A 17,261-nucleotide genomic window follows, 5' to 3' on the forward strand; every position below is an offset into this window, starting at 1 on the left:
ATAGCCCGACGATCGCGGTACACACGCTGAGGGCCTGCACGAGCATCGTCATTAGGCATGAGTTAACCAATTTTTTGGATTCGGTTGCCTGTAGCTCCGAGAAGGGCTTGGACCTCGTGTGGCAATGTGTTTCGGTAACATAGGCCATCTCTAGCTAGAGAGCTCAACGCTGGGTATAGGCCCAGGCGAAGAGAAGATTCTAGGTCCAGAATAAAAGCAGTGGCCTGGGGCAGTTCAGTGACAAAAAGAAATATTAACTCTTGGTCAGATCTGCAGTTGCAGGATCTTTTCTATGCATATCGAAAGGCAAAAGCTGACTGCTACTTCGAGCGTTCACTTTGTATTGCACAGGCATTTGCTGAGTATGAAGCGGATTTGCCTGCGCACTTGTATGACCTACTTGGACAGCTGAAGGCCGGCAATGTCGCCAATCTCCTGAAGGGTAATATCGGTACGCCGAGGCTGATTGCAAAGAAGCTAACGACGCGATCAAAGCGGACCGACGAGACAGCTAGTAAGGGACTGGACGGCCACGGCTACTTCTCGGATCCGGGACGCGCCTTTTTACGCTTACAAGAAACAAGCAATCTTGAGCCGGAACTGAGACTTGTAGGTGACTTCCCGGTAACGATGCACATCCTGTCCGCTCTGTGGATCAACCTCGTGGGACACAAGTTTGACGCTGCCTTGTCAGGCTCGGCATATGGATCTCGCTTGCGCCGGTATCGTGCTAAACCAAGAGCAGCTAAAGGAGTTACAGGAGAATACCACCTCGACGCTGTTGGTTCGTTCGAGCCCTACTTTGAGCCATACAAGCAATGGCGGAAACAGGGGCTACAAGCGATACGGAGGGAGTTAGAAGAGGACCGTGCAGTCGTCGCGGTATCGCTAGATCTTACAAGCTTCTATCATCAAATCGACCCCGCTTTCTTCGCGACTGATGGGTTTCTTGCTGCCGCAGGTATTGAGCTAAACGGGTGGGAGCACCAGTTTACAAAGGCTCTTAGCGAGGCACTGGCTGCATGGTCTGATTTAGCTGCAACGCAAATTCGATCAGCAAGTGGGCTTGCATCAGATTCGGCACTCTTAGGAGGGCTGCCGATTGGTCTATCTGCTGTCCGTATTATCGCGAATGCATTGCTGATCCCGCTGGATCGGGATATCGAAAAGGGCTTAACACCCGTCTATTACGGTCGATATGTAGATGACGTTTTTCTCGTAATTCGCGATCCAGCTGATTTGACAGACACGCGGAAGCTGCTTGAGTTTATCTCGTCACGTACCAAGTACTTCCCTCAAGAGGCGGATCAAGACGGGAACGTATACCTTAAGAGGTTCGGGGACTACGTAGGAAGAACGGTTCTTTCTCTCCAGCAGACGAAGCAGAAGGCATTCTTCTTGCAAGGGCAAGGTGGCCTTGATCTTCTCGATAACATCGAATCTCAGATTAGGCAGGTGTCTAGTGAGCGGCGGCTGATGCCCTCGCCTGACCATCTTGGATCGATGGCATCTGCAAAGGTTCTCACCGCCGCTGCAGACCCGTCAGAAGAGGCGGACACTTTGCGGCGAGCAGACGGATTAGCTGTGCGGCGTCTTGGGTGGGCAGTCCAGCTCAGAGCAGTTGAAATGTTGGCACGTGACCTCCGCCAAGATGACTGGAAGAAGGAGCGGACTCAATTCTACCAATTCGCGCACAACCATATCCTGCGACCTGACAAGATTCTTGATCATATCGACTATCTGCCGAGGCTTCTTTCGCTTGCCGTCGCACTTAAAGATTGGGCTGATGCGAGCCGACTGATCCATGGAGCGTTAGGTGCTCTGCGCGCCTTGGCAGATCCTAAGGTAAAGAAATCAGTCAAGCTGAATGGAATATCTGTAGCGGGAGCTGACCAGAATCTATGGGTGGAACTCGAAGGTGCGATCCTTAGGTTGGCAAAGGATGCTATCATCCGCTCGCTTGGCTGGGATGCGAGAACTGGGAAGCCTCGCCCGCTGACGCAGATGGCTTTGAGCGTCTGTCGTTCGGTTGATCTTGGCTCAGACGTTGCCGAGATCTACAGGCTAGCGCTCATTCTGCGTGAGGCTGATTGGGCGAAGACGGCATATAAAGATCACCTCCGCCGCTATGCATCTCACCAACGATTGGAGTTGCCGCGGGAGCAGGAGATTATTGAATTATATCCGCGGGAGCACGATCTCCGTACATTTCTTGAGCGCTCTACAAATGGTAGCGGTTCAAGTGCCGACAGGGTTCACCCAAGGTGCGCGGAAAACATGAGCAGCAATCAAAAACCTTCATTGATACCGTTCTTGTTTCCGACACGTCCTTATTCGACTCAAGAAATTTCACTGTTCTTGCCGTTCGATTGTGTCTTCGGCGAGGGAAGCAAGCCAGTTCAAGCATGGGCGCGCTATACGCGCGCCGTTCGCGGAGTTTGGGTCCACGAAAGTTCAGCGGCTGACATTAGGCCTGATAACGACAGTAGTGGAGACCCCGAGCCGCCTAAGGAAAGGCAGATCGCAAGACTTGGTGGGGGTGCATCAAATCAAAAAATTCTCCTCGGAATTAGTAGTCTGCTGACCACCGACGACAGTTGGTCAGCAGGAGCCTCTGGAAAACCAGATTTGTCACGGGGTCGTTACGAGCGCATCAGAGGATTGATAAATCAGGCGATTGCCGCCCAACCTAGGCCGACCCACCTCCTTCTTCCTGAGCTTGCGTTACCCGAGCGTTGGATCGGCACGGTTTCTGGACTACTGCGAGATGCGGGTATTAGCCTGATCGCTGGCTTGGATTATCATCTACACAACCACAATGAGGTGCATAGCGCCGCGGCGTTAGTGCTTGCCGACGATCGCCTCGGATTCTCTGCCTCAGTAGAAATCCGCCAGAGAAAGTCATTGCCTGCACCAGGCGAGGAGGAGAATCTTCTAAAGCACTTTGGACTGGTATGGCAGAGCGGCAAGACTGACGAGGTCAAGCCAGTATATATACACAAAGGGTTCTGCTTCGGTGTCCTAGTATGTTCTGAACTTCAAAACGTGAAGCACCGGTTAGGTTTTCAGGGAGGCGTCGATTGCATGATGGTGCTATCTTGGAACCAGGATTTAGAAACATTCTCGGCGCTAGTAGAGGCTGCGAGTTTAGACGTACATGCAAGCATTGCGTTGGTTAATAACCGACGTTTCGGAGACAGTCGCGTTCGTGCTCCGGCCAAGCAGCAGCACCTGCGTGACATATGCCGCCTGCGCGGTGGAGATAATGATCACATCGTAGTTGTTGAACTGGACGTTGGACGCCTCCGCGCATTTCAAAATCGCGCTAAGCGGTGGCCTAGTAAGGAAGATTCATTCAAGCCGGTACCAGAGGGGTTCGCGCTTGCACCCTATAGGAGAGCGATGCCACGATAGAGGCTGCTATAGTCTGCGATATCGTTTAACTCCTATCGAGCCACGATGGTGGCTAGAGTGATGATGTGAAGATCAGCGAACGTTTGAATAACGCGAAGCCTAATCTAAAGTTTGCGCGGCTGCGTAGCATCGTGGCGACACACCAAACTTGCGCATGGCGTCAGCCAGTTAGACCGGCTCCAGCTGAATACCATGTTCCTGCACCATAGGGGCGGGCTTCTCACCCGTAGCGCTCTGATCCGCAGGGCCGGGTGCATGCTCGAGCGGCCTAGACCGCCTGCACGCTACCGACTTGGCCACAGTCATCGGCTGTGGTGGGTGTCCCATGAGCTGCATCGCAGCGGCCAACCCGAAGCTGCGGGGAAGATTATAGGCTGGGCGCGGCACTGTGGGCCGCCGGGCTCAGATTCATCTGGGTGGCGCTGCAACCAGCGCCGTACACGCGAGGGGTAGCCTCGATAGCCCTCGCCGAACTTGCGCTCGAGATAGGCATCCTCGCGGGCCACGACGCCGTAGCGGATAACGTGCGCGAAGGGCACCAGCACCATCAGCAGCCAGACAGTGTTAAACGCAGGGGCCCGGCCGATCAGCCCAGGAACAAGTTGAGATAGATGGGGCTATGTGAAGCGGTACGGCCCATTCTCGACGATGGTCGTGGCGGGCCGGTCTGTGGGGACGTTCGAACCGGCCTCGGGTGTTGGTGACGATGGCCCCGCTGAACAGCGCCAGTCCGAGGACAAACACCATCGCACCGACCTAACCTGCAAGCAGGTCGGCCAACAGGAACGGCAAGGGCATGAGCCAGTTGAGCGTAAGCCCGGTCACGACGGCAAGCCCACATGCGAGCGGCTACCGAACAATGACGTGAGCGGTATCTGCCGTATCAGCCATAGCGGGATCGCGAAGCCAAGGTCCTTGTCTACGTCAGTTGCAAAGCCACTTGTAGGCTACTGTGAAACTACTTCCAAAGCTGCCCCACACCAAAGATCTTCAGGTCCCTCGGCCTGCGCGATTGGGCACACCAGTTCTGATACTTCCGGAGGACCGCCTCCCGCGTGCGCCGTATATCCTGCGGTGCCTTGTCTTTCGGCCGGCATCGCTCCACCAGTGGCTCCAGCATCATCGATTGGGCATCCGTCAGCATCGCTCCTCCTCAGTCAGGACGAGCAAAATGCCCAAACGCACAAGTGATTAACGTTGTCACGGCATTACGACTAGACAGCTCCTATCAGCGCATAAATTGTGAGCGAGTGATGCGGCGCTTGAATATCAGCGATTTTCTCGCTGGAGTAGCAACAGATGAATTAGCTTCGTCACTTCCTGCAGCTCCGCGCAGTGCCAGCGGCTCGTTCAGTGCCTCTGGCAGCTTCCCCATGGCCACGTAGCGCCCGCTCATTGCTTGCAATCCACATACTGCTGCATAGGCATATACGAAGCACACGCCAGCTTCATGCGCAGCCTTTGGCTTCTCCCATTCGGTAAACCCCTGCCGGCGCACCACCAAGCGCTCACGGGTTAGCTGGGTAAAGAACTCCTCGTCGATTGCACGGGAGCCAGCGGCAGGCACCTCAGGGAAGTGGACGTATCGTGGGCCTGGTTTCTCGACCGCGAGGCTGCCATAGGCCCAATCCCGGGCCGCGTTGCCGCCGATCATGTACCAGACGGTCCCAAGCCTAGAGGAGGGCTTTCGCGGCCATACCTTTGTACGTTTACCGTTGATCTCCGCTCTGCCCTTGATGGCCCACACCCGCCGACTACGTCGCTCGTTGCAGAATGCGTAGGTTTCTGCCGTATGATGCCCACCAGCATCAATGGTGGCCGCCTGCACCCGCAGCATCTTGCCGTCCGCCCGCCTGAAGGAGCGCTGCAGCAGGGCATCCAGAGCAGACCAGACCTCTGCGTGAGCAGGATCGCCTGGCAGCACGAAGTGGCCGATGAGCCAGCACTCCAGTCCTGGGCCCCAGCCGTACACCGCGGCCTCGATGCGCGGGTTGACCTCGCCTGATTGTACGTCGGCTCCGAGCGTCAGGAACTCAACCCTGGCCGGGACATCTGTTGCATAGTGCTCGACGCGTGCCAAGAACTGTCCGAGCTTGAGCTCTTGGCCATAGCTTGCCCGATAAGTGCGCCCGAGTCGCAGGTTCACAAAGGGCTGCACAAGGGTGGCTGGATCGTCCTGCGCCTCAAGCCATTCCTGCACGAGGATGGGCCAGGCGGCATTCGGGTTAAGGCTCATGCCGGTCCAGAGGTGAAAGCCGGCATGTCCCTCCTGCTTGGGGGTGGCGGTCGCCCGCCATTCGCCCCGAGCATCCATCCAGGCCTTATAAGTCTCCTCAATGATGCAGCCGCAGGTGCCCACGTACCAGACACTCTCCAGTCGCCCGTCCTCTCCGAGCTTCCACTTGAGGCCATGGGGTACGTCGGGGCCACCCCAGTCGAGTACCTGCATGTCGCCGCAGTGCGGGCAGGGAACGAAGTATCGGCGCTGGTCGGACTGCGTCCAGAGCTTGGTGACCCGGGAGGTCTCCTCAAGAAGCGGGGTTGATCCGCGGATCTGCTTGCGGTTCCAGAAGGTCTCGCCACGGGTCCAGAAGAGCTTCAGCTTGTCGCCCTGACTGCGCGCGCCTGGCGTCCAGCCTTCGCCGTCGATCTCATCAGCAACCTGAAAACGCGCGGAATAGCGTCGGAAGGCGTCATCGGACGCAGCGCCGACGACGCGAACAGATGCGCCATTGCTGAGCTGGAGGAAGGTGGCCTTATCCGGCTTCTCACCCTTGCGCACCGGCCGCAGAAGCTCGGCAAGGACAGGCGTCTCCCGCAGCATCGGCGCGATCTCGGAGCCGCCGAAGTCCTCCGCGTCCGGGATCGTCGGCTGTGCGATAGCGCAAAGGGAAGGCTCATGGTGGAGATGGTAGGCAAGGGCCAAGGTCGCGCATCGGGTGTAGCCGACGCGGGCGGCCTTCATCACCGTCACGAGTGGAATCCGTGGGTCGCACATTGCATCAAGCAGACCGCGTTGATAGCCGTAGAGGGTGACGGGTCCGCTCTCCGCACCTGTGCCCTTGGGGATCCAGCCGAACCGCTCCGCCCACTCGGATCCGCTCATGCGAGGCTGGAACATCAGGGATGTGTCGAACAGCCCGAGTATGGCGCTGCGGTGGGCGCGACGGCCGATGCGATAGTCCCCGGCACGATGGTCGACTGTGCGTTCGCTAATCGTCATTAGCCGTTCTCCGCCCACTGCTGCTTGAGCTCGCCTTGGGCGGCCTCGAAGGCTCGGTTCATCTCGCGCTCGCAGATCTCTTGGATCTCGGTCGGACTGGTGAGGCTCGCTGCCCGGGCAGCGATCTTGGCGCTCGCGTTTGCTAGGCCGGTTTTCAGAACGACGCAGAATCCAGCCAAGTCACTTTCAGCATCAGCTCGCGCGACTACTCGATCCAGTGCTTCATCCGCGGCGACCTCGGCGGTGATCGCCTGGGCCACAGCCCGGCGGCGATCCGCCTCCTCGCGGCTGATCCGGCCTACTTCACCTTGCAGGCTGGCGACAGCGTCAGCAACGGCCTTTTGAATGCGCCAGTCGACGACGTCCTGGATGGAGATCTCCCATTCGACGCCGCGCGTGCGATCCGCGCGCTTGACTACAGGGCATCCTTGATCCACCCAGCCAGAGAGCGTGTTGCGGTGAACACCGAGAACGGCGGCTGCCTGCACCAGGCTCGTTGTTCGGCGATGCTTCTCCATCCCTGCTCCTATGCTGATGCTGCCTTTGATTCAGAAATCTGCAAGACGGAGGAGACCTGCGTCTCCGCCATCCCCGCTCTACCGAAAGCCACAGGGGCCCCCAGAGGTGTCGGGTGTCGCTTTGTGTCGCTTCCTACCGTATCTCTCCATACGCGCACGCATGTGTGCGCGTATGGAGAGATACGGAAAATGCGTCACCATGCGTCACTGCCGTCACTGTGGTGCGTCAGGGTCCGGAGCCGAATGCCCCGAAAGCCCCGGCCCAGGGAGCCGGTGCGGAAGGCTTCAAAACCCCGCTTTCTCATTTCGGCGGCGAAAGCTTTTTGGCTTCCCGGCTTTTCACCGGAGCGCATCGCGAAATCGGACCACGACTTGTACAAGGCAGCGCTGGTTCCCAACTTATTCTTATTGTCAGGCTCGGCATCCGTTTCTTCCTGTAGCCATTGACCAAACAGGTCCTGCTCCGAGAAGTAGGTGTCCGTGGCATCACGAACGCTCTGCGGGCGGGTGAGCCCGTTTTTCTGCCAGTCGAGACAACCGTCGATCATCCACCGCAGGATCGCTGGCCATTCTGCCTTGAGCTTCTCATCAAGGTTCCGGTCAGGATGAGCGGGTTTGATAATAAACGGGACAATATTGAATCGGCGACGGGCGGCATCATCGACATTGCGCAGGTTAGGTTGATGGTTTCCGACGATGGTCAACTTGAACTGGGGCCGGAAGGTGAAGTTGTCCTGGCGCATGAACCGCGCTGTGATCGGGTCACCGCCGGTCATCTGCTTGATGCGTGCTTCCGCCCAGGGGCGGTCCTCCTCCGTCTCGGAGGCGGTTACCAGCCGGGCTCCACGCAGCATCGCGAGGTCGGTCGTGTGCTTGTCCGTATGTGAGGCAGTGAAGGTGTCCATCGCGGCGGTCGCCGCATAGTCGCCGAGGATGCCGGTGAGGACAGTCAGAAATACGGATTTGCCGTTGCCGCCTGGCCCATAGACGAATACGAGTGCGTGCTCGCGGATGAGGCCGGTCAGGGCATAACCACACCACTGCTGAAGGAACCGGATAAGCTCGATATCGCCACCTGTCGCCTCATCAAGGAACTTCAGCCATGACGGACAGTCCGCCGCATCTGAGGGCGCCACGGTAGTAATCTTAGTGAGGCCTTCCTGGGGAGTTGACGCCCGTAGCACGCCACTCCGGAGATCGACAGTGCCGTCTGGAGTGCCGAGCAGAAGCGGATCCTGATCCCAGGCTTCTGCCGTTACTGCGAATATGGGATCGCCGCGAGCAAAGCGCTCGACGCCCGCCGCGAAGCCGACCTTACGCACCTCCTTGAGATCCTTTGGCCTGCTGCCCTCGCTGAACTCTCGTGCTAGCTCGCGGACAAGCTGGAAGGTGCGATCGGTCTCGTCCTTCTGCCAATACGCTCCAGTCCAGAAATACCACGCACCCATGCTGTGACAGTATCGCAGACGATCTTCCTGACGATCGGCAAAGGCGCGCGCGACTGCGTCCTGCGTAATCGTACCGTCGTCGATCTCGCCTGTTTGCGCTGCCACATGTTGAACTATGGAACCTGCGGCCAATTCGAATGGCCTCATATCCCGTCCCCTTTTTCAGCGAACAGGCCTGCCACCTCGGACGGGCCGCCAACTAAAGCTGTTGTCCTTATTGATTGCCATCGCTTGCCGACCGTAGGCCAGCTATCCAACAGAGCGAGCTCCTCCCGGACGTAGCCCAACACGACATACCGGGTAGGTGGGTACTGCCGCGGAGTTTGCTCCGCGGCAGTACAGATCCCCGCACAGTGGATAATCATGGCTGCTCGTCCGCATACTTCTCCAGCGCATCTTCGATCAGGAGCAGATAGTTATCGGGATGGAAGCCCCTGTCCTGCAGATAGCGAAAGAGAGCGAAAGTCTCCGTCGACCGGCGATGGTCGATAATCTCCAGCATCTGAGCTATGACTTTATCGAGGTCCATAGGCATTTGGCAGGGCTGGACCGTCAGCTCTCTGTCTGCCCCGTCTTCCAGGGAATACAGCTCAGCCGCATGCGCGATCGCCGCCAATGCCTCGGCGCGACTGGCGTAAATTCCAATCGGAACCTCGGCAGGCCATGACCGCGCATGGTGTTGACAATTCTGCTCAAGGATATGGCCAATCAGCTGGTCGCCAAGATGGCATTCCAGGAGCGTCATATCGCGGCGCTTACTATCTTTTGAGCTCATGGGAGAAGTCCCTCGCGCGCTGCCTCAGCGATTGCTTCATCCATCGCAGCTCGGAGTTCCTGCAGGAGTGATGGCTCAAGTGTGAACCCGTTTCGGCTCGGGAACTCCTGGCCACCAGTTCGATCGTAGATCCTAACATCGATCATGCTCTGACCGCTGCGCTGGACGAGGCTCACAACAACCCGCTCCCGGGTATTTTTCGTGACGCTTGCTATATGCTTTGCTGCCATTGGAAATGCCTCTACGCTGCTGCGCCGCTACGCTCTTGAGCCTCGATCCAACGGAGGATCGTACTCTTGCGGGCACACAGAACGCCCCCAAGTTTGAAAACTGGCAGGCCATGCTTCTGCGCGGCATGGTAGACGCGACGCTCGTTGGCCTCGTTCTCCCGCTCGTCTTTGCTCTCACCGTAGATAAATCTAGCGATAGGGCGAGCACCTCTAAGAAGGTCGTCTGCAAGAGGCAAACCACCTCCGTTCGCGCCCAATGGGCGCGTTGTCATTTCAGTCATAGTTATCCCCAGAATTTAGGCCTGTAGTATATCCGCAACTCTCATGAGAGTTCGGTGTGTTATAGTTGCTGTATCCTGTCTATCTGGCATGTCTTCGCTCGAATGATTGGTCTCAAAAATAAGTTTGGATCGAGCAAAATATTCAGTCTTAATCGTCCCAATGTCACGCCAGTGTGTTGTTCCTAGAAGCTTCATCTCTACCGATGCGCTGGGTCTTCCAAAGCTGATCGTGAACATGGCAGGTAGGAGCTGAAACTTTTCTCGTTTGGCCTCGCGGTGGACACGTTCTGGATCTGCTTTGTCGAGTATTCCACGCATCTTGCAGTTCCCATCCGCGTCTCGGATGCACCATTCGATTGCCTTCTCAAGAGCATCCCCGAGGGTAGCCTCGTCGTCCAAGCCTCCCAGCATATCGAGGACGAGTGAGCGGGGGCTTTTCCGAAGTGACCTGTAGCGTTCAATCGTATTTGGCACCTCCTTCGCCAACGGTGACGCATTGACTGCGATCAGGAGATTGGCAGCGTCCCTCACAGTCATTCTCGCGGCATGTCGCCCCCGACCTTGATGAGTGATGAAGCCAGCTTCTCGAGCGTGTCTCGCGTACACGCCGACCGAAACTTCATCGAGGCCTTCGATCTGAGCCACGGCCTTCACCAAGTCGCTAACTACGCCCATTTGAGTTCTCATCGTTTGAATTTGTATCATTTGACAAAGCGCCGTGTCAACAGTCAAATGAAACTGCTTCAAACGAAAGTTGGCACGCAGACGGAGATAACTGAAAGGGATTCAAGATATGGCTTCAATACGCAAGAGAACGTTGCCCAGTGGAAAGACGGTCTGGCTAGCCGCTTATCTCGATGGCGCAGGGAAACGCCGTTTCAAGCAATTCGCCCGCAAGGCAGAAGCGGACGCCTTTCTTGTCACGGTCCGCAGCCAGGTGGCAGCGGGTGTGCACACTCCGGACAGTGTTTCGATCACCGTAAAGGAGGCAGCCGACCTGTGGCTCGAACGTTGTGAGAGAGACAAGCTCGAGGAGACGACGCTTCGGCAGTACCGGGCGCACGTTAATCTTCATATCGTGCCTCGGATCGGCGCGACAAAGCTCTCGCGCCTCACGACGCCGGCGGTGAACGCTTTCGCCGATCAGCTCATTGCAGACGGCCGCTCGGCCGATATGGCCAAGCGGGTACTGCGATCGCTATCTGCGATCGTAGCCGAGGCCAAGCGGCGGGGCCTGGCAGCTATGAACCATGTTCGGGATGCCACGCCTATTAAACGCTCAAAGCGTGGTGAGGCTCGGCCTGAGATGCCTTCAAAGGCCGAATTGAAGGCCATGATCGATGCTGCCCAAGATCGGGAGCGTCCTTTCCTCTTCACCGCAATCTTTACCGGCCTGCGCGCTTCCGAGCTGCGGGGCCTGAAGTGGAAAGATATCGACCTCAAGAAAGGCATCCTACATGTCCGCCGCCGAGTTGACCGCTTCAACCAGTTTGGACCTCCAAAGAGTGCCGCGGGCACTCGGGATATCCCTCTAACGCCTATCTTGCTCAAGACGTTAAAGGAGTGGCGTCTGGCGTGCCCCAACGGGGAACTGGAACTCGTCTTCCCGACCGGGGCTGGCAACGTGGAGAGCCACGGCAACATCCTCTCCCGGCTCTTCTGGCCGCTACAAATCAGGGCCGGGGTCGTGAACATGGTGGATCGCAAGGACGCAGAGGGGAGAGACGTGAAGATGCCTGACGCGAAGTACTCGCTTCACGCGCTCCGGCATGCGGCCGCTGCGCTCTGGATTGAGCAGGGCCTGAGTCCAAAGCGGATCCAGAGCCTTATGGGGCACTCCTCGATCCAGCAGACGTTCGATACCTACGGGTACCTCTTCGAGGCTCGGGATGACGACAAGGCTGCAATGGCCGCGGTTGAGATCGGCCTCCTAAGCTGACCTGCTGCAACACATCTGCAACACGGGCAGACCAAACCTAAGCCTACAAGAGGTTTTCCGAGGAATCATAATCCTTGTGTCGGGGGTTCAAATCCCTCCTCCGCTACCATCTCTCCCGATGATGTTCTCGGGAATTCTCAATCTAAGAAGTTTTCTCGATCGCGGTTTATGCAGGTTCCGTGTCGATGCCTGCTTCCGCCAGATCCTTGAAGCCGCCGATGTTGAACACGGCGGTGTAGCCCATGTCCTGGAGGGTCTTTCCGGCGAGGGCGGAACGGCCGCCTGACGCACAATGCAGGAGGATGGTCTTGTCCTTCTGGAAGGCTGGGTTGTGGTATTGGCTCTCCGGATCAGCGCGGAATTCCAGCATGCCACGGGAGACATTCAAAGCGCCTTTGAGCTTGCCGGTCTGCTGGACTTCCGTCGGATCGCGGACATCGACGACGAGCACGTCACCAGACTTCATTTTCTCGGTTGCCTCTGCTGGCGATAATTTTGGAACAGACGAGTTCGCTTCGGCCAGCAAGTCCTTGACGTTCTTGGCCATGGTTCTCCTCCTGTGCCATGCCGAAAAAGCGGGAAAAGGCTCCGCCCGTTGGCTATCCCTGTCAAGAAGGGCAATGGAGGTAAGGGCTGCTAGAGGTGAGAAGAGCGGAACAATCCTGCCCTAGAGGCCAAAGGGCTCACAGGCGATCCCGTCGCGATCAGCATCGAGCCAGTCTCGATACCCTGGAAAGCCTTTGTAGAGTGGCGCCGCACCGATGCGCCGGGCCATCGTGCAATCCTGGAGGGGGCGGGCTTCAAGCAGGGCTTGCGTCGATGGCCAGAGGTTGGAGTTCCAGACCCAGGCATGGAGCGCCCAAGTCGCCAGGGCGCTTAAGGTGAACGCCCCGACCAAGGTTCTCCAGGGGAGAGTTTGGAGACGTGGAACACGACGGTCCGGGAAGTGCTTTCTTGAGAACGATTGAAAGCGTCGCCTCAGCTTCTGAGCTTCCGCGTCCCTGTTGCGCGGCTTAGGCCTCTTCAAGGGTTCAACCTGTATGCTCATCCGGCAACACGCAGCAACCGACAGTTGCAGCATAGCTTCCGACAAGGTGGCCTTTCGGAGCATCCTTATTTAAGCTTAGCAGTTTTGCACAAATGCACTTCGAACTTTGTTTATAACATAATAACATGATATTTCTCGTCTCCCTATTAAGGAAGGCATCTCTTTCGAGGCGCTGAACCATTGCGCAAAGTTTCCTCTTTGGACCAGTTGAACTGGCGTTTTTCCATGCGCGTCTTGCTGCCGGTCGCAGCGAGCACCGCCGCTGCGCTCGCGCTGGCGGCCCTTGCTCTGCTTTGGGCCGTTCGACAAAGCGATGAAATTTCAACGGAGCGCCAGCAACGGACCACTGAACGCAGCATCCGGGCGATTGTCGGCGAGCTGGCCAAGCAGCAGGAAATGGTTGCCGTCTGGAACGAGACCGTTCTTGAGCTGCGTAAAGTCCCTCTCGACGAGAAATGGCTTGATGCCAATATCGGCCGCTGGCTGCATGTGACCTTCGGCCAGGACCGCACCTATATCTTGAATGCTCGCAACGAACCCGTTGATGTGACGATCGATGGAGCCCGCGCAGCCACCGAAGAGTTCGAAAAAGTTCGTCCCAGCTTCGAATGGCTTATCCAAGGGCTTCGTGGCGACGCCCAATCGTCCCATTATGGGCACTCTGAGCGTCCTGTTGATGAGAATTATCTGACAAGCGGCAGGGCCGTGCATGACGCGCACCTGCTGGAACTGCAGGGCAGGCCGGCAGCCGTCAGCGCAATGAAAATCGTGCCTGAGAACGACGATATCGCTCAGGAGCCCGGCAGTGAATTCTTGCTGGTCAGTGTGCGCTTTCTTGATGGCAGCTTCCTGAGACAGCTTTCACAGCAGAACCTGATCGAGGGTCTGCGTTTCTCACAGGTGAACGAAGCCGGTGGCGGCGAGGTCGGCGTGCCTCTCAGATCCGATGAGGGCAACCTGATCGGCTATTTCATCTGGCGGCCGGAACTGCCGGGAACGACCATTCTGCGCGTCATCAGCCCGAGCATCGCCGTCGTTTGTGTTCTGATCATCGGCGTCATGACCTTGCTCGCCCGTTCGCTGCGACGCTCGATGGCGAAGCTGAGAAAGGCGATTGCCGAATTACGCGCCAGCGAGGCGCAGGCTCACCATCTTGCCTTTCATGATGTTCTGACGGGCTTGCCCAACCGCGCGCTTTTTGACGACAACCTTGATCGGACGCTGGCCGGTGCAGGACCGGAAGAACCGCTGGCTGTCCTCATGCTCGATCTTGATCGTTTCAAGCATGTGAACGACACGCTTGGCCATCACGCGGGAGATTGTGTTGTCCGGGAGTTCGGCCAGAGACTGTTCGGACTTCTGCGCGGAAGCGACATCATTGCGCGTCTCGGCGGAGACGAGTTCGCTATCGTTCTGACAGGCATAACCGGTCGCGATGATGTCGAAACAATCTGTGCGCGCATCCTCGATGCCGTCCGGCAGCCATTCGACGTCGCAGGCCGCCAGGCCTTCGTCGGTGTCAGCATCGGTGTTGCCTTGGCGCCGGATGCAGGTTCCGAGCGCATAGATCTCATGCGAAAGGCCGATATTGCGCTCTACCAGGCCAAGGCTGAAGGGCGCGATGCTTACCGAATCTTCACGGCGGTCATGGATGAAACCGTGAAGGTGCGTAGCATGATCGAAGAGGAGTTACGCGCGGCTCTTGTTACCGGCAATGACCTGAGGCTCTTCTATCAGCCGCAGGTTGATGTGGGTGGGCAATCCATCACCGGCCTTGAGGCCCTCGTGCGTTGGAATCATCCGACGCGCGGCATGATCGCGCCCAATCAGTTCATTCCAATCGCAGAAGAAACCGGACTCATCTCGCCTCTCGGGGAATGGGTTCTGCGCCAAGCCTGCCTTGCCTCGAAGCGGTGGCCCGATCTGACGATCGCGGTCAATCTCTCGCCGGTCCAGTTCCGCTCCGGCGATCTTGCTCAGCGGCTGATCGGGATTGTCAGCGAAACGGGAGCCGATCCTCGCCGCGTCGAGTTCGAGATCACCGAAAGCCTGCTCCTCGATGACAGTGATCTTTCCCGCTCAGTCCTGAAGATGCTGAGGCAGGAAGGCTTCAAGATTGCTCTCGATGATTTCGGGACGGGTTATTCCAGCCTGAGTTATCTGCGCCGTTTCGAGGTCGACAAGATCAAGATCGATCGGTCCTTCGTGCGGCACCTCGGCGAGCAGAATGAGTCCGTCGCAATCGTGACAGCCATCGTCAGTTTATGCCGTGCCATGGGTTTGACGGTCACTGCGGAAGGCGTGGAGACGGAGGATCAAAAGACCTTCCTGTCGCAAACGGGATGCAACGAGATGCAAGGCTTCTTGTTCTCTCGCGCACTTCCTGAGGAACAGATCACAGATCTTCTCGGGGGCTTGGGCAATATGCTGAGTGTTCAAGGTACTGCCATGCCAGCCCTGTCTGTTTCTCATTCTGATCAAGGTACGTCGAGAGCAAGGAAGGCACTCGCCTGATCTTCCTTCAGACACGGATTTGGGTGCACCCGTATAAGTAGGGCGGGGCTGTTACTCCGGCATGTCGAGAAGCTCGGACATGGCACCCGGTCGGGGTTTCGTCAGAATCTGAACGCGCCTTCCATCAGGAAACTCGATGGTTCGTAGAGTCATGACCTCAAGGCCGGAATCGAGACCTTCACGCACTCTGGCCGCCCGGGTGCTTCGCGTCGATTGCGCAGCTACGTCATGTCGCTGATTCACTTGCCTTTGACGCTCGCTTCTGGCCGTCGTCACTACCCGTGAGGGTTTGCGATCTCTGCGCTCGGTCACAGCTCTTTGGACCGAGCTTTTCGCAACCGGCTTCCGTTCTCCCACAGAAGAGGCTTCTTCAGAACGTTGCTGGGTCGGCTCCTTGCTCTTCTCGTCGACTTTGGTCACTGCCGCTGTGCTTGCCGGAGGTGAAGATTGTGGGGCGACAGTCTTGGCCTCAGGCGTTGCGGACGCAGGGGCAGAGCTTGGTGCCGACGCTCCAGTCTCGGAAGGCGGATCAACCCAGGGCCGTGCCGGCTGTGCGCTACCGGATGACGCGGCTGCAGCAAGGCCCAAGGCCAAGCTCAAGGCTCCAAGAGGACGCAACCGTGTTTCCATGACAATCTCCCAGTCTATTAGTAGGGGAACGCTTACCGAGGCTGGCTCGGTTCCATGAACAGAGGTTCACTAAAATTCGACCGATTTGAGGGTGGGAGAAGATTAAGGGCACTCCTTGCATAAGCTTGTCAGTGACAAAACATAGGAAAGAGATTCACGAGAGATAGGCTGGTGGATCACATCATTGCGCTGACGGCTGACCCGACCGCCTGGGCGGCCTTGGCAGTGCTCGTCGTTATGGAGGTGGTGCTCGGCATCGACAATCTCATCTTCATTGCCATCCTCACCAGCAAGCTGCCTCAACATCAGCAGACTAAAGCTCGACGCACTGGCTTGGCTCTCTCCTCCGATTAGGGCTCTCGGGAACGATCGCAATCATCGTCCAACTCACGGATCCGCTCTTCACGGTCTTTGGACACGGTTTCTCGTGGAGGGCCTAATCCTGTTGCGGGTGGTCTCATTCTTGTCTGGAGGACAACGAAGGAAATTCATCATAACATCGATCCAAACCCTGGACCGGATCTCTTCGACAGCAAGCAGGGGGGCATGAGATTCGCCTCTGCTATCGTGCGGATCCTAACTCTTGACCTGGTGTTCTCCATCGATAACATCATTACGGCCATCGGCATGACGGACCTTGTGCCGATTATGGTGCTCGCCGTGTTCGCGGCCGTGACCGTGATGGTAATCGCGGCAGATCCGCTCTCGCGCTTTATTCAGGCTGGAGCATTTTCGGCGAAGTGGATCCTGTTCACCGCCAAAAAATGCGGCCCGGCAAAGACGAGAGCTGATTCCATGCCAATGGAAACAGCTCTAATCCCACAGTGGTCATGCTGGCGCTGGGCTTCCTGCTGATGATCGGCACGACCCTGATTGCGGATGGCTTCGGGGTGCACGTGCCTACAGCCTCGGACCCACAAGTGGATTTGCACTTTTGGGACCCATCCGATGCTTTCTCCTACAATGAGAGCATCGTTCAGGCGACCCGAAGGGCCGCGCCAGCGAATAACCGGATCCACTTTTCCGCACGATGCTCTAAGGGCTATATCTACGCTGCCAAGGCGCTCTCGGCTCTCGTTGATGCCTTGAACATGCTTTCGCGACCGGTCGAATAGAAGCGGCAGAGCGGTCTATCGTCGGAGCATGTTTCCGAGGGTTGAAGAGCGGCTGGTCCTGACCCGTCAAACTGGTCCATTTCGAAGACAACTTTTTCGGGCAATTTGATCCTTGAGGAGGGTCAG

General features: G+C 57.4%; 10 protein-coding genes and 2 pseudogenes. 5 read left to right on the forward strand and 7 right to left on the reverse strand.

From position 1 onward, the window contains the following. The first annotated feature begins 237 nt into the window (after window positions 1-237). The gene (locus DC522_RS19070) at window positions 238-3,414 is read left to right on the forward strand and encodes an RNA-directed DNA polymerase (RefSeq protein ID WP_116530266.1); all 3,177 of its coding nucleotides are present in this window, start codon (window positions 238-240) and stop codon (window positions 3,412-3,414) included. Window positions 3,415-4,642: 1,228 nt separating this feature from the next. Here the strand turns inward: DC522_RS19070 and DC522_RS19085 are convergent. The 5 genes from DC522_RS19085 to DC522_RS19120 form a co-directional block, all read right to left on the reverse strand. Continuing rightward, complete coding sequence (locus DC522_RS19085) at window positions 4,643-6,637, reverse strand: phage terminase large subunit family protein (protein WP_116530247.1); 1,995 nt, start codon at window positions 6,635-6,637, stop codon at window positions 4,643-4,645. Further along, entirely contained in the window at window positions 6,637-7,155 is a 519-nt protein-coding gene (locus DC522_RS19090) for a Terminase small subunit (DNA packaging protein Nu1) (RefSeq protein ID WP_116530248.1), read from the reverse strand. Before DC522_RS19090 ends, DC522_RS19085 begins: the two co-directional genes overlap by 1 nt. A 194-nt stretch (window positions 7,156-7,349) precedes the next feature. Next, window positions 7,350-8,735, reverse strand: a complete 1,386-nt coding sequence (locus DC522_RS19095) for a phage/plasmid primase, P4 family (protein WP_245444314.1) — start codon at window positions 8,733-8,735, stop codon at window positions 7,350-7,352. Between the two features lie 229 nt (window positions 8,736-8,964). After that, on the reverse strand, window positions 8,965-9,348 hold the full coding sequence (locus DC522_RS19105) for a hypothetical protein (RefSeq protein WP_133239316.1): 384 nt from the start codon (window positions 9,346-9,348) through the stop codon (window positions 8,965-8,967). Window positions 9,349-9,904: 556 nt separating this feature from the next. Continuing rightward, the gene (locus tag DC522_RS19120) at window positions 9,905-10,564 is read right to left on the reverse strand and encodes a hypothetical protein (RefSeq protein WP_116530254.1); all 660 of its coding nucleotides are present in this window, start codon (window positions 10,562-10,564) and stop codon (window positions 9,905-9,907) included. Window positions 10,565-10,682: 118 nt separating this feature from the next. Between DC522_RS19120 and DC522_RS19125 the strand changes: the two genes are divergently transcribed. Continuing rightward, window positions 10,683-11,828 (forward strand): site-specific integrase, encoded by a 1,146-nt coding sequence (locus DC522_RS19125; RefSeq protein ID WP_116530255.1) that lies wholly within the window; start codon window positions 10,683-10,685, stop codon window positions 11,826-11,828. A 166-nt stretch (window positions 11,829-11,994) separates the two neighbouring features. Here DC522_RS19125 and DC522_RS19130 read toward each other — a convergent pair whose 3' ends face one another. Both DC522_RS19130 and DC522_RS35425 read right to left on the reverse strand, forming a co-directional pair. Further along, a complete protein-coding gene (locus DC522_RS19130; protein WP_116530256.1) occupies window positions 11,995-12,375 on the reverse strand; it encodes a rhodanese-like domain-containing protein in 381 nt (126 codons plus the stop codon). 120 nt (window positions 12,376-12,495) lie between these two features. Next, entirely contained in the window at window positions 12,496-12,726 is a 231-nt protein-coding gene (locus tag DC522_RS35425) for an excalibur calcium-binding domain-containing protein (protein ID WP_205769681.1), read from the reverse strand. Window positions 12,727-13,101: 375 nt separating this feature from the next. On the opposite strand from DC522_RS35425, the gene DC522_RS19140 reads away from it, so the two are divergent. The 3 genes and pseudogenes from DC522_RS19140 to DC522_RS37300 all read left to right on the forward strand — a co-directional run. Then, entirely contained in the window at window positions 13,102-15,390 is a 2,289-nt protein-coding gene (locus DC522_RS19140; RefSeq protein ID WP_116530258.1) for a bifunctional diguanylate cyclase/phosphodiesterase, read from the forward strand. An 867-nt stretch (window positions 15,391-16,257) separates the two neighbouring features. Beyond that, window positions 16,258-16,875: pseudogene (locus DC522_RS19145) on the forward strand (TerC family protein). After that, window positions 16,836-16,922: pseudogene (locus DC522_RS37300) on the forward strand (TerC family protein); the annotation flags it as partial. The pseudogenes DC522_RS19145 and DC522_RS37300, both read left to right, overlap by 40 nt. Between the last annotated feature and the right edge of the window lie 339 nt (window positions 16,923-17,261).

Origin of the sequence: Microvirga sp. KLBC 81, from assembly GCF_003075415.1 — a bacterium.
In the GTDB taxonomy this organism is placed as follows: domain Bacteria; phylum Pseudomonadota; class Alphaproteobacteria; order Rhizobiales; family Beijerinckiaceae; genus Microvirga.

Coding starts and splice junctions, on each gene's coding strand:
- DC522_RS19085 (WP_116530247.1), bottom strand. CDS start 6,637: ATGACGATTAGCGAACGCACAGTCGACCATCGTGCCGGGGACTATCGC.
- DC522_RS19090 (WP_116530248.1), bottom strand. CDS start 7,155: ATGGAGAAGCATCGCCGAACAACGAGCCTGGTGCAGGCAGCCGCCGTT.
- DC522_RS19105 (WP_133239316.1), bottom strand. CDS start 9,348: ATGACGCTCCTGGAATGCCATCTTGGCGACCAGCTGATTGGCCATATC.
- DC522_RS19120 (WP_116530254.1), bottom strand. CDS start 10,564: ATGGGCGTAGTTAGCGACTTGGTGAAGGCCGTGGCTCAGATCGAAGGC.
- DC522_RS19125 (WP_116530255.1), top strand. CDS start 10,683: ATGGCTTCAATACGCAAGAGAACGTTGCCCAGTGGAAAGACGGTCTGG.
- DC522_RS19130 (WP_116530256.1), bottom strand. CDS start 12,375: ATGGCCAAGAACGTCAAGGACTTGCTGGCCGAAGCGAACTCGTCTGTT.
- DC522_RS19140 (WP_116530258.1), top strand. CDS start 13,102: ATGCGCGTCTTGCTGCCGGTCGCAGCGAGCACCGCCGCTGCGCTCGCG.